At 45.1% G+C, this 25,778-nt stretch carries 10 protein-coding genes; 5 read left to right on the top strand and 5 right to left on the bottom strand.

Annotation, left to right across the window (positions count from 1 at the left end; genetic code table 11):
- Positions 1-107: 107 nt before the first annotated feature.
- The 5 genes from H8A87_RS14330 to rtxH form a co-directional block, all read right to left on the bottom strand.
- A complete protein-coding gene (locus H8A87_RS14330; RefSeq protein ID WP_198690627.1) occupies positions 108-416 on the bottom strand; it encodes a hypothetical protein in 309 nt (102 codons plus the stop codon).
- A 948-nt stretch (positions 417-1,364) separates the two neighbouring features.
- Positions 1,365-2,360, bottom strand: a complete 996-nt coding sequence (locus H8A87_RS14325) for a hypothetical protein (RefSeq protein WP_198690626.1) — start codon at positions 2,358-2,360, stop codon at positions 1,365-1,367.
- Positions 2,361-2,886: 526 nt separating this feature from the next.
- Positions 2,887-17,148, bottom strand: a complete 14,262-nt coding sequence (gene rtxA, locus H8A87_RS14320) for an MARTX multifunctional-autoprocessing repeats-in-toxin holotoxin RtxA (protein WP_198690625.1) — start codon at positions 17,146-17,148, stop codon at positions 2,887-2,889.
- Positions 17,149-17,174: 26 nt separating this feature from the next.
- Complete coding sequence (gene rtxC / locus H8A87_RS14315) at positions 17,175-17,636, bottom strand: RTX toxin-activating lysine-acyltransferase RtxC (protein ID WP_198690624.1); 462 nt, start codon at positions 17,634-17,636, stop codon at positions 17,175-17,177.
- Between the two features lie 33 nt (positions 17,637-17,669).
- Positions 17,670-18,035, bottom strand: coding sequence for a protein RtxH (gene rtxH / locus H8A87_RS14310; RefSeq protein ID WP_198690623.1), 366 nt, complete (start codon positions 18,033-18,035; stop codon positions 17,670-17,672).
- A gap of 445 nt (positions 18,036-18,480) precedes the next feature.
- Between rtxH and H8A87_RS14305 the strand changes: the two genes are divergently transcribed.
- The 5 genes from H8A87_RS14305 to H8A87_RS14285 all read left to right on the top strand — a co-directional run.
- A complete protein-coding gene (locus tag H8A87_RS14305; RefSeq protein WP_198690622.1) occupies positions 18,481-20,598 on the top strand; it encodes a peptidase domain-containing ABC transporter in 2,118 nt (705 codons plus the stop codon).
- Positions 20,591-21,946, top strand: a complete 1,356-nt coding sequence (locus H8A87_RS14300; protein ID WP_198690621.1) for an HlyD family type I secretion periplasmic adaptor subunit — start codon at positions 20,591-20,593, stop codon at positions 21,944-21,946. The genes H8A87_RS14305 and H8A87_RS14300 overlap by 8 nt, the downstream gene beginning before the upstream one ends.
- 2 nt (positions 21,947-21,948) lie before the next feature.
- A complete protein-coding gene (locus H8A87_RS14295; protein WP_198690620.1) occupies positions 21,949-24,120 on the top strand; it encodes a type I secretion system permease/ATPase in 2,172 nt (723 codons plus the stop codon).
- Positions 24,121-24,248: 128 nt separating this feature from the next.
- Positions 24,249-25,259 carry a GlxA family transcriptional regulator gene (locus tag H8A87_RS14290; protein ID WP_198690619.1) on the top strand — a complete coding sequence of 337 codons (1,011 nt, stop codon included), beginning with the start codon at positions 24,249-24,251 and terminating at the stop codon, positions 25,257-25,259.
- A gap of 128 nt (positions 25,260-25,387) precedes the next feature.
- Positions 25,388-25,778, top strand: a 391-nt coding sequence (locus tag H8A87_RS14285; RefSeq protein WP_198690618.1) for a tyrosine-type recombinase/integrase, incomplete at its 3' end; no start/stop codon positions are given.

Here is a 25,778-nt window from a genome sequence, read left to right as displayed (position 1 = left end):
TCATCCAATATCATATCTTTTTTAATAAGATGAAACAAAATTAGTTTCGTCATAGTAAAAACATGTCAAATTATAACAAAAAACACCAGTTAAAGATCCTTACATTATTATTTAGATATCTTTACAGTCTCTATATACTCGTAAACTCCACTTGTATACCCCGTCAACCTCACTAGTTTTTTATATATGAAAGCCATCTCTAAAACCGTGAGTAATTGATACCCAGGACTTTCAGTTAGTTTATACGCCAATCGAGCTTCAAAAAGCACGGTATCTCCACCAGCATGTACTATATTGACAGATATACTATCATTATCAGGAGTTGCTACATCTAATACAGAAACATAGCCCTCAACTGTAAATATAACTGATTGAATTTCAATATCACTATTACAAACCACTGTGTTTTTATGCATATTAAACCTCGCCCAATATCATATATATATTAACAGAATGAAACGAGTTTTCATCATGGTAAAAATATAGTCACTCTAATATAGAACAAAATTATTCAAGAAACATGCAATTGTTACCTCAATATTCATTATATAAATAACAGAAATTACCGCCATTATTTATCTTTAAGTTTATATTAAATCCTGATATATTTATGTCATTATTATTTTTAATTACCATGTAATGTTACTCTCTGATAATATTAAAAACACTTTATTAAACCATTTTTATAGCATCAGTTATTCTAATATAGCTTCTTGGTTATTAATGTGAAATATCATATAAAATTCACGCAAATGTCCCTGTGGATACGCAACATAAAACAGTCTATTTCAGTAGACTGTTTTATTTATTATATTTAATTTATTCAAGCAATATCGTCAATAAAGTTTAAACCAATTTGGTGCTGGAAGACTCCGTTGACGTGGTTCATACAATTTAAAATTTCGTTCCTGACGATCTATATTAGATTCTCTCTCTTTCTCAATAAAAACATGTGAGCCATTTAGAAACCAATACATATATACTGGATCTGTAGCTGCTTTTACAGGCTGCTCTGTGAAACGAGAAAACTCTTGCGAAAATCCAGTTGCTCCTGACCAACTGCTAAGTAATCTAATACTTCTGATAGAGAACGCCGATGTAAAATTACGGATATTATTCAAGAAGAAGCCACTATAAAGTCGATAAAGTAATTATTGGTAAAGATTAGTTTTTTATTTGAATGAGTCTAAACTTAGAAGCTAGGCCAGAGAGGTATATAACCTTAACATATTAGAAAATTTTCTTCTCGCGGGATACCCACCAATATAAACATCAGTATAATGATACCTAAGATAAAGAAAACCCGAACCCGCTAGACACAAAAGATTCGGGTCAGTTTAATACACTAAGCTCATTTTAGATTCTTATTTTATCTTAACTTCATTGTTTACTATAAAATAACCGCCAAATTCAGTATATATTCCACGATCGAAATAGCAAGGATCACGTATAATTTTTCCTTTATTATCTCTTTTTCTGGCTTTCATTTGGCCAAGTTTATGTCCCCAAATACGCCTGTGCCTCTCACCAGAACCTAAAACTAATCTATACCAATGGTAATCCCAAAAAAGCCCGTTAATAAAAACATCGGGATAGGGAGGTTCAGCGTAAAGAGCAACAACATAATTTGGAGAATGCTCTTTATCTTTATAATTGTCTAGCGGAACTAATCCATCTGCAATTGCTCCATCTATAATAGACTGTATATTTTTTTCGTGCGGTTTATTACTATATCTACCAGGTTGAGGAAAAGTTCCAGATGCATAATTACACGCATAAGCATAACAGTTATTAACTTCTATCCTTTCAGGCGTATTCCAGAAATTTTTCTTAAACAAACCTGCCTGTATAGGATATGACAACCCAGAAAATGTACTAATAATTTCTGTATCAAAAATTTCACTACTTGTTACATCGTGTAACTCCTTATCTCCTTTTTCTATGTTCTTTTTTTCTATATACTGTTCTTCATATTGAACAACATTATTAGAAGGATCATACAGTTCTTTCTCAACATTATATATTTCCTCTATTATTTTATTTTCAAATTCAGATCCTAGATTAAAGTATTTAATTAATTCGAGACCAAGCTGTTGACTTAGTGCCAGGTTTAGCGCCCGCCCATCACATATATAAAAGGACTTAGGCAGACCCTTACTATTCGCGATTATCTCTGTATCATCGGTAAATTCGACAAGAAATCCAGAAAACCCAAGTTTCCCGGTATGTTCCGACATGTTTAGCCCCTTTATACCTACCTGAAAGAGCTTCAATAACGTATCGATTTTATGACTATCAGAATCATTATTCCATGTATAATTTTCTCGCCCTGAAAAAAGTAGTAATGTTATCTTAATCATTTTACACTCCATATATAAATTTATTATAAACATTAGTAAAACAAGTTATTTTCAACTGCCATAGCCAACTAAATTACTGGCTAAGTTTTAACATGTTAATAGTAGAGATAATTATCTATTGGAGAAGAATAATATTAAACTAAAATTCCAACCCATCTAATTCAATCCTAGTAATATTTATATATTAATTATTTAAATAACCCGTAAAATAATCCCAACAATAATTAGCTATGCTTCTGTTAATTGATTTATGCTCCCTCGTTCGGAGACTTGAAATCTATTAGGTATATAGTGTCATTAAACAACATATTGACACTTTAAAATTTAGTACATATTTTGATATTTTCAATTAAATATTATCAATAAAAGAAATTATTTTTTCAGAAATCATTATTCTCTTATAACATATTGAATAAAAAGAAATCACACTATTTTAGTGAAAATTAGTTACCCAAAAATAAAATGGCTCACAATTGTGAGCCATTTTCATTAACGTAATTTACTGGTAAAAATTCTTTTCTGCTAATTAAACCAGTTTGGATTTCCCGTTTGTCGTATCCGACCAAGCGGTCACGATGGTTGATTTCATTTGACTATCAAGCGAGTCAATAAATCCGCTGTCACCCATATTAGGCGCAAATCCACTCATAGCCTGCACCAAGGAATCCACCGCATTGGCCGAAAGTGCCGTATATTCACGCTCACCCTGTGCATCTTTATCCCCCATTTGGATGATGATATCCGCACGGTTGTTATTGAAGTAATCATTGAAGGTCACAGACCCCATTGCTTCAAACTGCCCCTGTGCCGAGGCATCTTTGACATCGCGATGAGTCAACAGAACCAAATCGTAACCACTGCGTTGGAACCACAAGTTTTGCCAGTTGATATCGTTGAAAACAATCTTGTCGCCTTGCTTGATATCTTCAACCACGTTATCAATGACATCACCACTGACCACGAAACTATTAACGCCCGTGCCGCCTTTAAAGCGGTTTTGGTATCCGCCCAGCACCAACAGATCATCACCGTCACGGCCATTAAACTGGCTGAATTTGGATACTACATCAGCGATCAGGTGATCGTTACCTGTACCACCGTTGATCACCGCGTGATAGCCCATCAGTTTGATGGCGTTGTTGCCCGCATTGCCATCGATCCGGTTATAGTTGCCGAATACAGTGGCAAAGTCGCCACCTTCTCCCAAATCTACCTGATTGTTGTTGCCAATGGTCACAGCGTAATCTTGATCTTCTCCGGCATCAATATGATTAAAGTTACCGGAAGCCACGATATAGTCGCGTCCCTTGCCACCATCAATCACGCCACCTTCACCAAAGGCAAAGATCTGATCATCACCGTCTCCCATGTAGCCATAGTTAATGCGTCCGGCCAGCACAGCAACGTCATTGCCCTTCCCGCCAAACATCATGTTCTCACGTCCCATCAGAACGCCCACATCATTACCTTCACCGCCCGAAAAGATATTTGAGGTTCCTACGGAGTAAAAGACGTCATCACCACGGCCACCCCAGAAGTTGTTGTTATCTCCCAAATATGCACCGAGATCTTTACCGTCACCACCCCAGTTAAAGTTGTAGTTACCGAGAGAGACGTGGATATCACCATCTCCTTGCAGATGACCGCTATTACGCAAGAAATCGAAGGTTTTATCCTGCATGTTCAGTAAGTCAGCGGTCAGGTTCTCTTTCAGATTAGTGACCAGTGATTTCATCTCAGCCTGCTTGTCCTGATTGAACAGAGTGGCAAACAAGTTTGGCAGACTCAGGGAAGGCAACCCAGTGGCGCGATCTGTCTGTGGGTTTTTAGTTTCCGATGCTGATTTATCTCCTTCATCATTGATGGATACATGCCCTTTTTGGCTTTCATCAGGCGATTTCGCTTTCAGGCCGTGGCTTTCAGCAAAAGATCTCACGCCATCAGCTCCCATCTTCACCCCTGCTTTCAAGTCATCAAGCAGCTTAGCCGGATCAGTGAATGCCTTCAGTTGATCACCACTGAATTCACCGATGATTTCCAGCATTTCACCCAAAATGGCAGCACCATTCACTGGCTGACCCGTACGGGAGACAATACCGCCATCTGGGGTGTAATCCACGCCAAAGATATCCGCCAGCGTGGTATCTCCGCTGACACCAGCCAGATTACCCAGCAGTTTGTTCTTAATCTGACGTGGCAAGTCCGTTGGGCTGAATGTAAACGTGGTTTTCGCCATGCCCGTGGAGGTGTACTCCTGCGTCATCAGACCAAACAGTGAACCCAGGTTGGTATCCAAGATCGATTGAATATTGTCACCGAACATGAAGTTCCAGTTACCGGTTGTCACCTGAATATCGGCGCCCTGTCCGCCAACGGCAAAGTTGAAGGCCAGTTTTTCATTCGCCTGACGGAGTTTATCCGCCCGACTGAGTTTGCCCATGTCAGGCGTATTACCACTCTGTCCCAGCCACTGGTTGTATTTTTTGTTCAGTGTGCTTTCGATATCACTTTTCAGACCACGGCTGCTGCGTTCATGTTGAGAATCGAGATCGGTCAGGGTGTTATAGTCCACACTGCTGGTCAAATCGAGACCAGACAGATCACTGACGTATTTCTTCGCACTTTCCAGCGTCCATTGCTGATCCTGTTTCGCTAACCAATCCGGTGAATTAAACGATCCGGCAATGTTCTGCAATACGCCAGAAATACGGGATGCACCATCAAATGGGTTTACCAACGGCGGAGTTGGAATGGACTTATCCATCATCACAATCAGATCGTTACTGCGCCCTAAATTAAAGCTGACGTTCCGGTTGCCCATGAACAGTTGTGCGCCTTCCAATGCCTGATATCCTGCGATGTCGACGCTGTGCCTGCTGTCACCATTACCAATGTGAACCATCACGTTGTTATCACCAAAGGCCAGAGACTTAAAGCCGCCTGTACCTACTTTGATACCCACATTGGTAGTTCCCCAGTTAACGGCAGTGAACTCACCATCACCAATCTGTAACTGAATATTGCCGGAATAACTCAGTTGGTTATTTGCTGATGCTGATGAGGTAGCAGATGTATTGTCATCTCCTTCATTGCGCGGTTTTGGTGCGTGGAATGTCTCTACATTGTCCGCAATAGCGCCTTTCGCTTTTGCATCAACATCGGTTTGCCCCACGCGGGACAGATGGATGTCATTTTCAGAGATACCACGGCGGACGCGTTCGGAGTGGCTTTCCACTTCGCCTTTGTCGTTCCAGCCCAGCACAATCTTGTTATCCGTGAGTTTATTAACCCACTGTTCCTGCGCATCTTTCGTGTATTTGCGGCCAATACTATCTACCGCTACTTCACTGCTGCGTGCCGATACGGAAGTACGGATACCTTGACCATCCAGCGCCGAAATAAAGCGGCGGGCAAAACCATCACGTTTGTCATCGCTGATCAGGGAACAGCCCACAAGGCTGATATGGTCAGGTGTGCCGATCTGCTTGAAGTCGGTACTGAACTGCTTCAGTTTCAAGGCCAGTTCATCCGCACTGTAACCACTCATGCGAGTATGCTTCTGTGCAGATTCATCACGCCCATGCCCCACAATCTGCCAGCGCAATTTATCGGTCAGTTTGGTTGGGTCACCATAAACCACCCGATATTGCCCATTGGCATCAAGCTGAACAATCACGCTGGAATCTGGGTGCTTACCCGCCAGATTTGCGGCAGCCTTAGCCGCAACAGGATCATTTTCAGTCTGGATAATGATCTGACCGTTGAAGCGACTCTCTCCGCCTTCAGATTGTGGTTTGACAGCAGCACGTTCCCACGATTCGACATCGTGGTTATTCACTACCCGGTTAACACCCTCCGGTACATTATCCTTAAGCGGAGCTTTCACCTCATCGGTGATGTTTATATCTCCCGAAGCGTTGAGTGTTAATTTGTTGGTTGCCGGATTAGCAAATACTTTATCCATATTCGACTGCACAAGGTTGGCTGCCTGCTTAAAGTTGTTACTTTCAACTTCAACCAGTACTTTCTCACCTTTCTTCGTCGTCACTTCCAACGTCACAGCGTCGTCACGGTAATCAACCACACGTCCCGTAAAGTTTGAACCCAGTTTAAAGGTCTTACCCTGCTCTTTCAGCGCACGCAATATGTACGGTTGTTCACCTGCACGTGCCTGTTGCCAGACTCCGTCATAATGGGTAATGGCACCGTCTTCAAACGTATTGTAGTTAACATAAAAACTTTGATTGTCCTCTTTGCTAGCCTCATATTGATAACTAAACCTGGATTTATACCCCGTTATTATTCCCTTATGGAAGGAGTCCATAAAGCGTTCGAAGTCTTTATAGTTATTAAATGACTTGATACCAAAGTTAGGATCATAGAATGACCAGATGGTTTGAGTTGGCTCTTTATGTACAACCACCGCCATTGCATGGTCTTCAGACATAAAGGACATATAAGTTGTTTTATCCACATCACGCAGCTTATCCATCACGGATTCATAGCCAGCGATATCATTACTCAACGACCGATCAATTCTATCTCCCGTCAGTCCATTGGCTTTCAGTTTGCCACCATAAGCTTTATTGGCTTTATCACGGTCTACCGAGTGGGACATACTTTGGGTTTGGCTATATTGCATTGATAGTAAATCTTGAATAGCCGGGCCGATATTTTGGCGGCGATACTGGTTAAGCAAAGAAGCTTCTACCGAATTGATATCGCTCTTTTTATTTACGGAGTTGTCCTTGTAGGCTTTAACCGCATCCGTCAACCACGCCATATACTCTTTACCGCCGCCCAGTCCATGCACCCGCTCTTCTATCAGGTAACGGGCAGACAAGGCGAAACAGACTCCTTCCAGAAATTCTTTTGACTCAACGTGATTGCCATTAGTCAGGAGCACATTGCCAATTTCTGGTACAAGCTTATCAAGATTATTTAGCAGTGAATCTCCCTGAGTGAAATGGAATGAGTATTGATCCAGCTCTTTTTTACCTGATTTCATATCAAAGAGAGTATAAAGCGCTTTTTCCAGCAACCCTGCTTTCACGCTACTATTTTCACGCTGGGGTTCGGAAAGTGTTGAAACAATCTGATCCGCATATTGGCCCATCAACCGACCGCTGGCTTCATGACCATAGAAAGTCTGCTCGCCCGATACCTGATACCCTGCAACGACAAGTTTGGCGCGCAGTTTTTCCCCTGCTTCACCCAGTCCTTCGTTATCAGTCAACAGCATAATTGGCGTCTGCTTCGAGATACCTTGCAGGTTTTTCTCCACGGAGAATTGACCATTAACCGCTTTTGCCAGTACGCCCGTGATCCCAGCAGGATTAGGTACTTCATGCGCAGTAAGGGCCTTGGTCATGCTTGGCATTGGCCTGTCGAGCAACAGGCCAGAGACTGTCTGCCCATTCCGTTCTGTATAACGAACCAGATCCGCGCCTACCGCCCCACCCATAGAATAGCCATGAATGATGATATTTTCCGGTTTGATGCCACGATCATTGACCAGATAATGGAACATGGTGCGGGCATCCTGATATAGCCCTTTTTCGCTTGGATGACCATCACTGGAGCCATAGCCCCGCATGTTCACCGCCAGCATATCGACGCCCTGTTGCTGGTAGTGGTTTTGGATAACGCTGGCTTGCTCTTCCGCAGATGAACCAGAACCATGAATGAAAAGCACCACTTTTTTCGCTGGGCTATGTTCACCCTGATCTTTTTGATCACCGTTATGGTAATAACCGGCCAGACGTCCGGCCTCACCCTGTAACGTGACCTTATCCGCCGTGCCCTTGGTGATAGCATCATCCAATATTATTTGAGTGCCACCATGCACGCTGCGGCGATCTTCCTTGGAACCGTAAAGCTCATTATTCAGGAAGCGAGCTACTGGATTGAATGGCTCTCGGTCACGCGGTGGCTTGCCGTCGTTGTCAATGGCAACATTTTCCAGCACCTTGTCTTTTTTATCAGAATGACCCAGCGCTTCCAGATCTTCACCGACAACTCGATTCGGCTTATGAATGGTTTGTTCAATCTGCGCTTCTTGTAATTTCTGCGCGAAATTAAATAACTCAGTTGGTGTCCAGACACCAAATTTTGGCCGCCATGTATGGCCGATAACTTTATCGGCGCCCCCCGCCTTAAGCACTCTGGCTACGATACTTGAACAGTTATCGCTTAACAGTTGATAACGGGCATCCGGGTTCTGGCTGATTTTGTGCCATTCCGCCTGCATTGCCGCCATATCCAATCCGGCCAGATTGATACGGAATACACGTCCCTGATCGGCCTCGCTGGCTTTGAAATCCTGAATATCGCCCAGTTCATATTCGGCAAACTGGCGAATCACATTGGCAATGCGTTTTTCAGTCAGCTCAGGAGTTTGCTGCTTGGCTGCCGTCCGCAGTGCTTGTGCAAAGTCTCTGCCAATGTCATGCATATCAAGGTGACCATTTTCCCACTGCTCGATGAACGGACGGGAAATATGCTCCGGTATGCCAGCCGATTGCAGCAGATGAGGATTCGCCAGCGCAGCCATGGCAAAGCCTTCGCTGATATCTTCAAATTTGGCATCAACGCCTTTTGCTGCCTGTATTTTTTCAATAAATTTCTCCAGCTTACGAGTGCCATCCCGCAGGCCAAAGTCATCATTTTCCTCAGAGGCAACATCCAACTCCAGCGCTTGGTTCTGAAAGGCTGGTTGACTGAGATCATGCCAACGTATTCTTAAGTCAGGATATTGCGCTGAAGATACATCGAAAATACGGCTAATGTCGGACGATTTGCTGCCTTTCGGCCACCAACTCACATAGTTTTTCTCGTTGAATTCGCCCGCATCTTTGGTGCTAACCTGTATGCGTCCCTGCCCAATTTGCAATGCGGCATGTCCCAAGCGGCTGTGGTCGCTCGGTTTCCAGACAAACAGAGTGGCGCTGACCGGAGACACTTGTTGTTCAATCGCCTGATGTACCTTTCTCAAACCAGAAACATCAATGCCCTTGCCATCTTTTGACAAATCACGGGAACTCAGGTTTGCGAAGACGGTATCTGCCATAGGCTGGCCGTATTCTCTGCTTACAGCAGCCTTAAGCTGTTCAACCGCTTTTTCCGCACTTTCCGCTTTCATAGCAATCTGAATATTGGATTTACCGCGGGTAACGAAATCGCCCTGCTCATCAATATAAAGATGCTTAGAATCTTTGAGGTTGGCGTTACCCAGTTTGTTGTACAAATCGCTGAAGCGGCCTTTGCCTGCACTTTCGAAAGTCGGTTCCGCCAGTACCAGCGATTCTTCCATGCGCACATTGATTTGTGACAGCAGGTTTTTCAGCGCAGGAGCACGTCCTGAGTCAGGATGCCCCAACAGATAGCCTTCAACTTGCTGGTGCAAGTTAGACAGTTTTTCAATCGCCGCCAAGGAATAGTCTTCCAAGCGATGATCTTCACTGTTTTGCAGAACATTTTCGTAGCCGCGGAGCGCTTCCAACACATTCTTATAACTGTCACCGAGAATCTTACCCTTGACGTAAGCCGCTTCCTGCAACTCACTGGCAGACATCAGGTCAGTTTTTGGTTTATAGCTCCAGCTTCCTTCCACTTTTTCTGCAATAATGCGGGTACGCCCCTGCTCGTGGGAAACAATTCGGTCTTCCACCAAATGCAGTTCATCTGGCAGTTGCCCGTAATCGTCATAGTTGGCGAGAATAAAACGTTCAATGGCTTTGATCTGTGCGGGATCTTCTGAATCTCCCACGATAATGGTTTTGAAACTATCGCGGTCATTACCCGGCCACGGACGGACTTCAAAGCCTTTTTCATCCGACTCGCGTACCAGCAGATTGCGCTCTGTGCGCAGACCGTAAAATGGCAAAGCCCGATTCAGCATGCTGTCAATGGCGCTGAGTTTGACGTCAACATCTACCAAGGTATCTGACTTGTATCCTGTCGGATTCAATGTCAGCAGTTTTTCCTGTTCGTCAAGGCTGAGGGAATCAAAACGCGCTTTCACAGAAACACCCGCTTCTGTCAGTCTGCGACCAATGGATTCAGACGGCACGCCTTGATATTCTTTGGCGGCTTTATCCAGCAAGCGAATTTCGCCCACCAATCCTTCACGCTGCAATTGGCGCAATACCGGTAATTCAACATTCCAGAAATAGTTGCCAAGACGCAGACCGCCTTCCGCAATCACATACACATCATCACGCGATCCCGTTGCATAGAGTGAGCTCCAGAATCCAGTATTGCTATATGCAGAAGCATCGATAGCTGATTGCAAGGCTTTTTGTTCAGTATTATCGGAATCGAGGAACAGCCCTCCCCAGCGCATCAGTGTCTTGTTCAGTTCAAGGGCAAAAGAGTTACCTTTTACATCAATATCGTAGACCACTTTCTTGCCGTCGGGATGCGCTGCATCCAGAACATCACGATAACCCCTGAAGTTTTTACCTGACCAGAACGACACAATACTCTGATCACCATGTGCAGGTTCAAAACTATAGCCGTAGTGCTCCAACTTTGAGATGAACTCAACGCGCTTATCCCAGTCATAGTCAAGCGTGGCATCAACGAACAGTTTTGCCAGCGAAGTAGCATGTTCTTTCGGTACACTGTTTTCCGTATTGCTAATGTATCCCTCAACAAAATTGACCATCTTCTGCCGGAGGTCATCGGGAATATCGGCATCAACGCGATCAAATCCCGGCACAGGAATATATTTATCTGTGGCCATGCCGTTGTCGCTGTCCAGCCAGTGGTAAATATCTGCAACTTTTTGCGCTCTTATGGCTGCGGCAGAAGCCGTTTCTGACACATCAGCCGATTCTGGTTGAGCATGGGTTTCGCTCAATGCCTGCAATCCACTGAGATCCAAACCGGAAATTCTTGGTGTATTTCTAACAAGTTCTGTAGGTACATCGGCTGTCTTACTGACAGGCTGATTAACTGACGTTTCGGTATAAACTGATGTCAGGGTAGCCCCCACATTTTTAGTGCTCGTACCTTTACCCCGCACACCTGCGTTGATCTGTAATCGATTCAGCGCTTCTTTTGCATCGGCAAGTTCACTCAGATCTTTATCCAGATCTCGCAATTCTTCACTAAACCCACCATCTGCCTGAACGATCGATTCAGGGTTGATTTTGCTCTTGGATTGTTCTGCTTTTTCAATGTCTTCAGAATAGTTAGATTCATAAGCCTTGCCTGACAAACCGCTGCCTGCTGCTCCTGTGCGGTTCGGCTTATGGTTACCATCAAGTCTCGAACCATTGGCATCATTTTGCACCTGAGCGGTTTTACTGTCTGCCGCAAAAGCTTCATGCTGACCACGCTGTTCTGCCTTCTGAGAGGCCGCTTTACCATCACGTTCAGCCTGTTCAGCCCGTTGCTTATAGGTGATGGCTTCTTTTTCCCTGCTTTCGGCCTGGGTACGAGCTTCTTCCACATCCTGCTTGGCATGCTGATGGTTTTGCTCACCTTTAAGCGTACCCGCTTCTGATTTGGCAACCGCATCCTTGACATCACCCAAACGTTCTGCTGCCGCTTTTTGTGAGCGATCCAATTGGTTCTGCGCAGTCTCGCTTGCACTGTCCAATTCGGTCTGAATACGCCCCAACAATCCATCGGCAAACTGATCACGCCACTGTTGGCCAGAGGGTCCATGATATGACGCGTAACCATCCAGTGTTTCCAAGCCCTTGGTTTTCGCCATCAACTCATCTGTAACAGCTTGGGCTTCGCTATTGATCGCATCACGCTGAGATTGTCCATTGGCATTGAGGGCATCCAGATCGGTGTTTTCAAGTTGTACTTGAGTGCCAGAAATAGCTGCCTGTTGTTTACCCTTTTCCTGTTCCAGACGCTGACGATTCTCTTCTGCCTGTGCCTTATCCTGCAAGGCATTCTGGGCCGCTTTGTCCTGTGTTATATGACCAGCAATGGCACTGCTTGACATATCAGATAATGATATTGCAGAAACGTTATCCAAAACGTAACCCAGACCATCATTCAAGCCCATTCCAGAAAATTCCAGTCGGTTGCTGCCTGCTTTGGCCTTCAGGGTCAATGTCTTGTTGTGCCATTCTGAACGGCCATTGGCCTCTGCAAAAACAACTTCACCATTCCACCACACTTCCAGCCCGTTATCATCAGAGCAGCCAAGACGTCTTGCAAAATCAAACTTAACGGTAATTTCTTCATCCGCCGTCAGATTCTGAATATCCTGATAGATGTGCGTGTTGCCGCTGACATCAAGCTCACTGACACGATTGCCATGCCCTTCGTCACTGAGACCGTAAGCCCGGGCAGAATGGGAAACTTCAATGCCTTTGGTGGATTGCCATCCCTCCGCACCCTGTTCAAAATCGCCATTAACGATCAGATTACGTGACTGGGAAGGGGTCAACCGATTGTCATTGCCAAGTGAATTCTGGATACCATCAATATCTGGGGTATCAACACCTGTCACAGCGCCTTTCAGACTATTTTGCAAATCAGAAGTGACTTCATCGATTTCAGTTAGCTTAAAGCCATTCAAAGAAGAGACTTCTGGCAGATCAATGGCACCACGCCCCTTATGGGTTCCCGATGTGTTGGCTTCATCACCATTCACCAGATAGTTGATCCCCTGACTGCCCGCAACCCCAAACAATGTCTGTTTCACATTGTCAAACAGCGCATCCAGTTTATTGCTCTGAGTATTGCTTTCTGCCACCGCAAGGCTATAGAAATCACCGTTGCCCACCTGAATGGCTACGTTGTCTCGTGCATAAGAGGCGTTGATGTTCAGGCCATCACCGACGCGGATATTGGCATTTGCCTGACCTTTCATGACGGAAACATTCAGGCCGTCGCCCACGCGGGTATTGACGTTGAGTTTGCCCCAAGCCACATTGACGGCAACACCATCACCCACTTTAGTATTGATATTCAGGTCGCCATGTACTGCGGTAACGCTTAGGCCATTACCTACCGTGGTCGTAATGTTACCCTTGCCTTTAGCGGCTGTGACTTGCATGCCATCACCCACTTTGGTGACAACATTGCCCTGACTCCACAACGCATTGAAGCTGTCTCCATCACCGATTTGAGTCACAATATTGGCATCACCCTTGGCGAGCACGACATTGCGGCCATCACCCACTTTAGTGATCACATTGGCCTCGCCCCAAGCGCCGGTGTAATCATCACCATCACCGACATGGGTTACGATGTTGGCTTTCCCTTGGACAACGTTAACTTCCTGACCTTCACCCACTTTAGTAATGATATTCGCTTCGCCTTTGGCAAAGTTATAGCGATCACCGTTACCGGCATGAGTTATGATGTTGGCCTTGCCCCAGACCGCATTGATGCCCAATCCATCACCGACTTTGGTAATAATATTGGCTTCACCTTTTGCGAACCCGACCGTGGTTCCATCACCAACATGCGTCATGATGTTGCCAAATTTGGAAATCAATAGGCCGACGGTGGTTCCATTGCCAACTTTGGTCAGAATATTGCCTTTGCCAGACAATAAAGCCGCAGTTGTGCCCTCACCGACATGAGTCACTACGTTGGCCTCAGAAGCCGCAACGACACCCATGAAATCATTACCGACTTTTGTCACCACGTTGGCTTTGCCCAATGCAAGTACACCGGTCAAACCATTGCCGACATGCGTCATGATATTGGCTTTGCCAAACATAGCAGCAAGTGTTGTGCCATCACCTACTTTTGTCATGACGTTGGCTGTGCCAGCAAACAAACCAATACTGGTTCCTTTTCCAACATGGGTATAAATATTGGCTTTACCTATCATCAATGACGCTGTCAGGTCACCGCCGACTTTGGTCAGTACGTTTGCCCCACCGATCATGGTGGCAAAAGTGGAACCATCACCAATTTGAGTAAAGATATTGCCTTTGCCAATCATGGCAGACAGTGCATCACCGTTACCGACTTTAGTTGCAATATTGCCTTTGGCGATCATCAGGGCCACGCTCATGCCGTCACCAATGTGCGTGAACACATTACCAAGCGCCAACATCAGTGCCAGTGCATCGCCGTTGCCGACTTTAGTGAAAATATTTCCAGCACCGCCCATCAGTGCCCAAGCGTCTCCTTCACCCACATGGGTGAAAATATTGCCCGCACCCACCATCGCAGCAATCGTTGTACCATCGCCGACTTTGGTAAAGATGTTACCCACCGCACCCATCACGCCCAGCGTTTGCCCATCGCCTACGTGGGTCAAGACATTGCCCAGACCTAACATGATGCCCGTGGTATCGCCGTTGCCGACTTTGGTCAAGATATTCGCACCGCCCAACATAATGCCGGTAGTTTTTCCATCACCAATATGAGTCAGAACATTGGCACCACCGCCCATGACAGTCCGTACATCACCCTTGCCCTTTTTAGTCAGGATATTGGCACCACCCAATGCAATTGCTGATGTATTTGAGGAACGGGTATTAGACGAATCATTGCTAATATGGGTAATGACGTTGGCACCGCCAAGCATGGCAGATTCCAGATCGCCTTCTCCCACCTTAGTCAGAACGTTTACCCCACCGACCAATATTGAGGATACGTTACCATTCCCCATTTGGGTCAGGACATTAGCGCCACCAACACCAGACCAGAATCCGTCACCATGACCAATTTGGGTATGAGTATTGAAACCACCACCCATTGCGATACGGCTGTTGCCATTGCCTTTGTGAATGGAGATATTGCCAACCGCCAGAAGATGGGCAAGATAGCGGCCATCTCCAACGCGAACCAGCACGTTTGCTGCACCACCAGCATTGACATTCATATCACCACGCTGGCCTTGGTGAAGCAGTACGTTGGCAATGCCGACACCATTGAAGGTCAGGTTCCCTTCTCTGCCTTTTTTGATGATGACGTTTGCACCACCAGCACCTTTAAACTCGGTGTTACCAAACTCAGAACTATGTTCAATAACATTGGCAATACCAGCGCCATTAAAGTAAACATTGCCGCGTGTTACGTTGGATTTGATAACATTACCACCACCCGCGCCATCATAATGAACGTCACCAGAGCTTTCACCGCTGCCTGTCGCCGATTTGAACAGCTCAAGATCACTGTATTCATGCATCTTGGCAACGCGCCCAGAAGTCGTGCGTACCGCCTTGGCACTGTAATGAAGATCACTTAGTACATAGATACCTCCCGGCACTTTCTGATAGCCGTTAGCAGAAGAAATATCTTCGTTCGCCAAGTTTGCCTTGTGATCCCCTATGTTCAACCAAGCCTGCGCGTGATATTGCAGTATCCCTGTTTTTGGATCGTTCTTCAGCCCGACAACCACAATTTTAGTATGGTTATCGAGTTTCTTGGCATAAACATAGGTGTTCGGTTTACGGTTGGATTTTACCACCTTAACATCGGCGGTTGCGCCATTACCGCCAATCGCATAGCCACCCATTTTTGCATCTAACAATGTGACATCAGCGGCATCAATCAGGATACCCTCGCCATAGGCTACCCATTCGTTCTCAACCAATTTTTCTTGGACAGCATGAAATATGGCATCCTGTCGGTTTTCAACAATCAAGTCCGACAGGGTGTATGCACCATCAGTATTGGTTGCATTAAAACCACCTTTATCAGAAATATCCTGTTTATCAATATCTTGAAGATAATCCCCTTCTTTATACCAAGACGTTGAGTGGTATATCAGCTTGCCAGTTTCCGGATCATTGCGGAGCTGAACTTTGTTGATTTTAGTATGAATACCATCCACAAACGCAAACAAATAGGTGTTCGGTTCCCGTGCCGATTTGAGGCCGGTTACCTGATAGGAAGTGCCCCCAATCCACGAACCACCCATGGTCGCTTTTGTCAGCACAATCTCTTCAGCCTTGACATACTCCATGCCTTCGTCATTAAAGTCATGGGCGGTACCCTTGCGTGTTATATGGTTATAAGCACCTGCTCCTGCGAAATGGATATCACCGTGCGCCACATCAGAGTACAGGCTGTTATAACCACCAACGCCTTCAAACCGGATATTCCCTTTGGTTTCAGAATAAACGTCATCTGCCTGACGGGTGCGCTCGATGCGGTTATAAGCCCCCGCCCCCCCCAGAGTAATGTCTCCAGCCTTACCCTTACGAGAAATATGGTTATATGCCCCAGCCCCTTTAAAATTAATATTACCTGTCTCGACTCTGGAGCTAATGACGTTCGCCGCACCAGCACCGTCAAAAGTTACGTTTCCCTGAGAGCCCTGATACTTGTTAAACCAAGTACGGTCGAGCTTATTGCCAGCACCTGCGCCGATAAAAGACAAATTGCCCTGATTGGTTTCATGCCAGAGTTCATTATATGCCCCTGCGCCTTTGAAACTAATATCGCCCTGCAAGCCTTTGCGGGTGATGCTATTGTATCCAGCGGCCCCAGAATAAAAGATGCCGCTTTTGTCACCGGTATGATTGATGGTCACCCCACCGGAGATCCCTTCAAATGTTATCGGCCCACTCTGTGTCTTATTGATTGAAGTGAAGCCAGAGCCTCCCTTCACTGTTAGATCGCCACCAGTATCATTGACATCCAGATACCCCGCTCCCCCTACAATGGTATCGTGTCCCCATGTTGTATTGACTTTTGCAGCAAAGGAGCCAACAACAATATAGTCATTCCCGCCATAAGCATTAATGACTCCTCCAAAGCCGATGGCATGTATTGTGTTTCCATCATCGTCATCTTCATATTTACCCGTAAAGGTATATGCTAAACTTCGACCGACTGATTTCCCCATAAATAATCCTGGTATTGGACAGAAAATTAAACAGTAAACCACTGCACCCGACGGATACAGCGGTCATTTTGAACATCCAGAATTCCCCTGACAGTACAGGCTTTTTGCCCCTTCCATGCTGAAAAGACACGCCGACGAAGATCATGGGCAATGCCTAGTGCATGGCCGAAAGGGGCAATCATTTCTGGAAAGAAGATATGCTGACCAGAACGCCAGTCTTCATGCGATATTTCCCGTTCACCGGAAAGAATCGCGTCCCGACTGCTGTCAGATAAAAAAGCCCAATTACAAAAAGCAACTGGGCGTTGATGTTCATCTTCGTAATAGCAAAACTGATTGAGCTGAAATGACGGCAAAATACGTTGTTGCCACTCTGCAACCAAATAACGTCGATGCAAGGGGGAATGTTGACAAAGCAACATCACCCCACCAATCATTGCCTGTATTTCAGTCGTACTCAGTGTTGCCGGTTGATGTGTGATCATCATAGGCTACAACCATCTGATAGGATTTTGCTGGTATTATTTTGATGTTTCAGAATGGCGTGTTGAACGTTTTTTAGGTTCAGTGGTTTCTGAAACAACAGCTTCTACTTCAGTAGGCTCTGCACTTTCATTTATCTCAGGCGTAGGTAAAAAACCAGCAGCGATCAATTTATTGATTTCAGCTTCCATTCTCGGATCTTCAAGCATGCTTTTCACCATGGATACCATATACATAAAACCGGATGCGGGCATATGAATAACTTGTTTTAATTGTAATTCCTGATCGTTTTCTGCCAGTATGCCATTTGCCATTCGATTGGATTCTTGACCAACAAAATAAAGGGAGAACACACCTTTGTTGTAATTAACGCTTGAAATGGTTTGAACGAATTTTTCAGACATATAATTATCCATTAAATAAATATTAATATAATGTTAAAATTGCTTTAAATTAAAATGATTAAATCATAAATGAATCCCACAGTTATTATATTTTCATTTATGATTTAACCTCATTGCTACAACTCATTGCTACAACCATTTGAACAGAGTAAACTAAGCCAAACGCGAAATGGCAAGTAAAATATACAGAACAAATTTAGATGATTTCTCGGCTACCTTGAACAAAAAATATATCCATTCGTATGATAAAATCAACATATAAAAAGCAAAATGTCTGTTTAGCCGCTACATTTTGTCCCAATTGCCAACACTCATATACTCCTTGATAACAGATAATATATTTTATTGGATTTATTAAACTTCCTTTATAAATAAATGCCATAATCTTTTTCAGGTTATCTCCTTAATCTGAGGTTTTATTTTTATTAAAAATAGATTTCCCTTAATGAATGAAATAGAAAAAAGAATAATATCATTAATTAAATTAATAATAATGATATCTAATAGAAATCACACTACTGCACATAATAAAAACTTAAGCGATAATGATGATTATATTTCTGCCTTAAACAAGATAAAAAAAGAATACAATATTAAAATTAAAAATAAACACTCTATAAATAAGAGGTTAGAAGCCATTCCGCTACCTGCCATTTTATTCAGCGATGAAGGTCAACCTTTCATTCTGGCAAAATATGATGAACAACGGGTATTGATTCAAAAACCTCATCGGGAAACACCCGAGATCTTAGATAAAGCAGAATTTATCAATCTATGGAATGGCAGATGGATGAAAATAACACAAAAAAGTAGTCGATTTAATATTCGCTGGTTTATTCCTGAATTCGTCAGGCAAAAAAAGAACCTCACGGAGATACTCGTGTTCTCTTTCGTTCTCCAAATTCTGGCGCTTATTTCTCCTCTGGTGGTGCAAGTTGTCATGGACAAGGTTCTCGTCCATCAGGCGTTTTCCACGCTGGATGTGCTGATCTTTGGGCTAGTGGTGGCGGGATTGATTGAGGTGATCCTAAGGGGACTGCGCGAATATCAGTATGCCCACACCGCCAACCGGATTGACATAAAACTCGGGTTGAAGCTGGTTAAGCATCTGTTCGGCCTGCCATTGCTGTTTTTCAAAACCCGTCAAGTAGGGGCGATTGTGACACGGGTACGAGAACTGGAAACAGTTCGGGAGTTTTTAACCGGTTCGATGTTCACACTGTGTATCGATGTCTTGTTCATGTTTGTATTTATTTACGTCATGAGCCTGCTATCCGGTACGCTGACCCTGATTTTTCTGCTCACCATTCCATTCTATGCCCTGCTCGCCTGGTGGGTTACCCCCAAAATTGAGAAAGCAGTGGAAAAACAGTTCACTCATGCCGCGGTCAATAGCTCTTTCTTGACCGAAACGGTTGCAGGTGCCGAGACGCTGAAAAGCCTCGCGGCCGAACCTCGCTTTGTTCGCCGCTGGGACAGTCAGACCGAAAAAATGGTCAGCACCAGTTATGACGTGCAGCAATGGGATAATCGTTCCAGTCATCTGGTGATGCTGTTACAGAAAGTCACCAGTGCCGTAATTATCTGGCTTGGCGCCTCAGAAGTGCTTTCGCTGCATATAACTATTGGTCAGTTGATCGCTTTCAATATGATGGTCAGCCATACCCAACAACCGCTGGCTAAACTGGTACAACTCTGGGGGCAATATATCCGCTCACGCATCGCCATCGATAAGTTGGGGGATATGCTGAACCTGCCAACAGAACAACAATCAGGCAACGAACAGGTTACATTACAGGGAACAATTTTATTCTCCGATATCGTCTTCCGCTATCAACCCGATTTACCCCCCACCATCAACCATTTCACGCTGGATATTCGGGCGGGCGAAACCGTGGGAGTCGTCGGAACCTCTGGCTCTGGAAAAAGCACCCTTGCCCGTTTGCTGCTGCGGCTTTATACCCCTGAAAATGGAGCAATCACGTTGGATGGCATTCCCTTACAAAATCTCAATATTGAATCCATCAGGCAGCAAGTCGGTATCGTGCTGCAAGAAAATTTCCTGTTCAATAAAACTGTGTATGAGAACTTGTCCCAATCATGCCCTGATATGCCGTTATCCGCAGTGATTGAGGCAGCAAAGCTGGCCGGGGCACACGATTTTATCCTCAAGCTGCCGATGGGGTATGACACGGTGATTGCAGAAGGTGGTCAATCCTTATCAGGCGGTCAGCGCCAACGTCTGGCCATTGCCAGAACTCTTCTGTCAGACCCCAAGATTTTAATCCTTGATGAAGCTACCAGCGCACTGGATGACGAATCACAAGCCGTCATCCAATCCAACATGGCAAACATTGCCCAAGGCAGGACGGTCATCACTATCGCACATCGGCTCTCCACCGTACGCCAATGTGACCGGATTATTGTATTACATCAGGGCCAAATCATCGAACAAGGTAGCCATGAGCAGCTTCTACAACAAGGCAAGCACTATCGAAAACTCTGGCAACTACAACAAGAACTAAAACAGGAAATAAAACAGGAGGAGCCTTCCCATGCTTAAGGCTATCTTGCGCAAAGGGATCAAGCGGTTACGTACTCCCTCTCCCCATTATGATTTTTTGCCGACGCACTTGGCATTATCACAACGCCCGCCTTCCCCATTCGCCCGTTATACAGCAATCACCCTGAGTATTGGCGTTCTGGTCGCCTTGCTGTGGGCCTATCTGGGTAAATTAGATATACAAGCAACTGCAACCGGACGCCTGATTGCCTCTGGTCGTTCCCAAGTCATTCAGGCTTACGAACAGAGTCGTATAATTGCCATTCATATAGGAAATGGGCAGCACATTGAGAAAGGTGCGCCGCTGCTTACGCTCAATACACTCGGCGTCAATCAGGATATCGCCCGTCTGCTCGAACAGCGCGACTATCTGACAGAAGAGGAAATCCGTTATCAAGCTCTGCTTATGAAACATGATCCTAAATCCCTACCGTTTTTCCAGCAGCAACCCGAAGGCAGACAGGAAAGAATTCTGACACATTACCATCACGAAAAGCAGGAATTCGACTCAATCATCACCAACATCTACGCGGAAATGGAAGTGAATATCACGTCCCAAAAAGCGCGGAACAGCGATATCCAGTCATTGACCAATCTGCGCGAAAATATTAGCCAGCGTTTACAGGCTCAAAAAACATTGAGCCAAAAGCAGATCATCAGCAGGGTTGAATATCTGGTACAAGAAAAGGAATTTTTGGAAACAGAAAGGTTGATCGCTCAACAAAAATCGGAACTCGGTATTCTCATGACTCAATACAAGACACTAGAGGAACGTTTAAAGGGCATCAAAGTACAAAAAGAACGGGAATGGTTTGAGAAAAGAAAACAAGCCGAAATGCAACTGTCCGTACTAAAACAGGAAATTTCTAAAATGCAGGAGCGGGAAGAGCTTGAAATTGTGCGCTCCCCTGTGACCGGTACTGTCCAGCAATTGAGCGTCCATACCCTTGGTGCCGTTTTACAGCCTGCCCAGAATTTGATGGTCATTGTGCCGGATGAACATGTACAACTCGCTGAAATTCAGATCTTGAACAAAGATGTCGGTTTTGTCCGTCCCGGTCAGCATGTCACAGTCAAAGTTGATGCCTTCCCTTATACCCGCTATGGCACGATTGAAGGGGAATTACTCAGCATTTCACGGGATTCCACCACCGATGAACGACTGGGTCTGGTTTTTCCCGCACAAATCAGCCTCAGGCAAAACAACATCATGGTGGATGGAAAACCCGTCGAAATCACAGCGGGCATGTCCATTGTTGCAGAAATCAAAATGGATCAGCGGAGAGTCATTGATTATCTGCTTAGTCCGATTCAGGAATATCAATCTGAAGCATTGAGGGAAAAATAATCATGACTGACGATTTTTCCTTTACGAGTAACGTGGATACCAATCCAAATAATCATGCGCTGGATTGTATTGCCTATTTGGGAAAACAATTTCACAAAGTGGCTTCTGTCGAACAACTGCACCATGCACTGGGGCTGGATTCCCTGACGCTGACAGATCCGCAGCTACGCGAAGCTGTTGATGCCATTGAATTGCACAGTAAATTTGATCGCCTGATACCCAACACCGCCGCCACGTTACCTTTGCCAGCGCTAGTTGAGTTAGATCAGCGCTGGTGGGTGCTGTCAGAAATCCGCCCTGACGGGTTTACCGTGTTTGATCCCACCACCGGAAAACACGAAGTGCATCCATTGTCACATCCATTGCACAGTGGACAGGCTAATCCTAGCGATTCTGGCGGAGATAACGGATATAAAGTGCTGTTGGTGGCTGATAAATCCCTGACCAAGCAGCAGGTTAAATTTGGTCTGAGCTGGTTTTATCCCTCCATCTTCAGGCAAAAAAACCAGTTACGGGATATTTTCCTGTTCGCCATTGTGTTGCAACTTTTCGCTCTGGCTGCTCCTTTGTTGTTTGAAAATGTTATCGATAAGGTGTTGGTCGGGCGGAGTATCTCCAGTCTGCATGTACTCGGTATGGCGATGCTGGCACTGGCATTGGCAGAACCCTTATATGGCTTCCTGCGCAATACCGTGTTTGGGCATATGGCCAGCCAAATCAATGCGGAACTCTCCGGCAAGCTTTATCGCCATTTGGTAGGCTTGCCCCTGCCCTATTTCAAGCAACGTCAAACTGGGCAAATTATCGCCCGAGTCCGGGAGATGGCGCAGATCCGCCAATTCTTGACCGGCTCTACGCTCATGCTGCTGCTTGACCTGATTTTCATCATTCTGTTTCTGGGCGTGATGTTTCATTACTCCTCCCTGCTGACGTGGATCGTGATAAGTTCACTGGCACTCTATTTCTTGCTATGGATCGCCGTCGGGCCCATCATTCGCCGCAAGGTAGAAAAAGAGTATGAAACCGATGCAGATGCCACCAGTTTCCTGACAGAATCCGTTACGGGTATTGAAACTATCAAGACCACCGCAACGGAAAAACGCTTTTTGCACCAGTGGCAGAAGGTATTGAGCCAGCAATTGATCCAACGTTTTGCTGCCCAGAAGAGTGGGCTTGCCGCTGGACAAGGGATCGCTTTGATCCAGAAAGTTGTTGCAGCGCTGCTTCTGTGGTGGGGTGTCAGAGGAGTGCTTAATGGGGATTTATCCCCCGGTGAATTGATTGCCTTCAATATGCTGGCAGGACACGTTACCCAACCGATTCTACGGTTGGCACAAGTCTGGCAAGATTTTCAACATACCCTGATCGCCCTGCGGCGGGTGGGCGATATTCTTGATGAACCGATGGAAAGCAGTAAACAGGGGCTGGCATCCTCTCCTGAACTCGCAGGTAAAATTGAGTTCAGGAATATTCGCTTCCGCTATGATGCAGATACCCCCGAAGTGCTGGCAAATTTGTCATTGGCAATTAAGGCGGGAGAGTTTATCGGCATCACAGGGCCATCGGGTTCAGGCAAAAGTACGCTGACCCGATTGTTGCAGCGCTTGTATGTCCCGCAACACGGTCAGGTTTTGGTGGATGGCATGGATTTAGCGATCGCCGACCCAGTATCATTGCGACGTAATATGAGTGTGGTCTTGCAGGAAAGCATTCTATTTTCCGGCAGCATTGCGGACAATATCCGCCTATGCAAACCCAATGCCAGCGATGAAGAAGTCTATCGAGCCGCAACCTTAGCGGGTGCGACTGATTTCATCAATGCGTTTCCACATAAATTCGCGCATCCTGTTGGCGAAAAAGGGAACAATCTTTCTGGTGGACAACGGCAGCGTATCGCATTGGCAAGGGCGTTGCTGAATGATCCCAAAATCCTGATCCTCGATGAAGCAACTTCCGCACTGGATTATGAATCTGAGGCGGCCATCATGAGTAATCTGGATGAAATATGCCGTAACCGAACAGTGATTAGCATTGCCCATCGACTGAATACAATTCGCTATGCCGATAGAATTTTCGTTTTAGATCAAGGGAAAATCGTTGAATCAGATTCACATGATGCCCTCGTTCAACAAGACGGCTTATATGCACAACTTTGGCATCAACAAACCAAATGATTATCACGACTTATCACTACAGAAATAGAAAATTCATTGAAGACATGGGACTTGTTTAGCCTTAGAATTAATTTCATAACGAAATTAACACAACATCACTAAATGTTCTTAAGGAAGAGAATATAACTATGAAACAAGTCTCTATCACAGCGTTGGTTTTTTCTCACACATCTGTAACTTCGGTTGCCATGCCGATTGAAATTCTCACCATTGCCGCCAATGCCATTGGCGGCCCGATTCCCCATGTCAGCATTATTTCCCCGACCAGTCAGGGAGTGACCAATCAGGAAATAACCAATCAAGAAATCAATGGTACAAACAGCCTGTTTATGGACGCCGAACCCACTGCCTACGATACTCTCCATAGCTCTCTCCAATATGGCCAGCAACCCGATATCATTCTGATAGGCTCGCTGGGGTTCCCTGAATGGGAAGCAAGTCACTGCTCACAAGAAATCATTGAATGGATTAAGGCGATGGATGAAAAACACATTCCTATCGTTTCCATATGCTCAGGCACATTCTTGCTTGCCAAAGCCGGATTATTGCAAACAGGTGCTACAATCCACCCTCATTTTTCCTCTGAATTCAAAAAATTATTCCCCCATATCCCACTGTATACCGACAAAAAAATCATCTGCGATAATCACCGTTTTTGTATCTCCAGTGCCTATGGGTGCGGAAGTTGTATGTTGAATATTGTTGAATTGATTTACGGACAAGATGCCAAAGAACAATGCGCAAAATTCCTGTTAGGCGAAAATGACAGCAAAAAATCGTCAGATTCCGTCAGTTTTGCCCCTTATCGCCAACATGCAGATTCACTGATCCACAAACTGCAAGATTGGATGCATGCTTTCCCCTCTGAAATTTTATCTGTCGCCGATTTAGCCAATAAAATCCATCTTTGTGAGCGCCAAATGAAACGTCGTTTCAAGATCGCCACAGGAAAAACACCGATCCAGTATATCCAGCAGATCCGTCTGTCACAGGCAAAGCATTGGCTGGAAAAATCCCAGAAAACCATCGAAGAAATCAGCCATGAAGTGGGTTATGAGGATACCCGTTATTTCAGGGAATTATTTAAACGTTGCAACGGCCTGACCCCAAAAGAGTATCGCCAAAAATATCACCATTAAGGCGTTTTTCTGCACGCTCACTTTGCACTCTGCAAATAATCAGCAACACTAATAAATGTCACATTTTATTATCTTATCCCCGGAGCCTGATGGGATAGGCTCTTCATCGCTTTCTGGAGATGAATACCATGCTAAAACGCAAGTACCTGACCCAACCTGAGATCGAAATGCTGCTTAGGGAGTTGGGAAATCATGCACATGCAGAACGCAATATCTGCATGATGTTTATGGGTTTTATTCACGGCTTCAGGGTATCAGAGCTACTGAACCTAAAACTGTCCGATGTGGATTTGGATGGTCGCAGCCTGCGCGTACAACGCCTGAAAAATGGCTTTTCCACCATTCACCCGATGGTGCAGCGTGAAGTCCAGCTTATCCGTCATTGGCTGGTGGAACGGCAAAATTATTTATCAAAAGCCTTATCACGTACACAGCGGTACACGGCGCAAAAACCGGATGAAGATGCTGACTGGTTATTTCTCTCCCGTGCTGGTCAGCGTATGTCGCGTCAACAGGTGT

Origin of the sequence: Xenorhabdus lircayensis (assembly GCF_016306625.1) — a bacterium.
Lineage (GTDB): Bacteria > Pseudomonadota > Gammaproteobacteria > Enterobacterales > Enterobacteriaceae > Xenorhabdus > Xenorhabdus lircayensis.
This window is presented reverse-complemented; position numbering and strand designations above follow the sequence as displayed.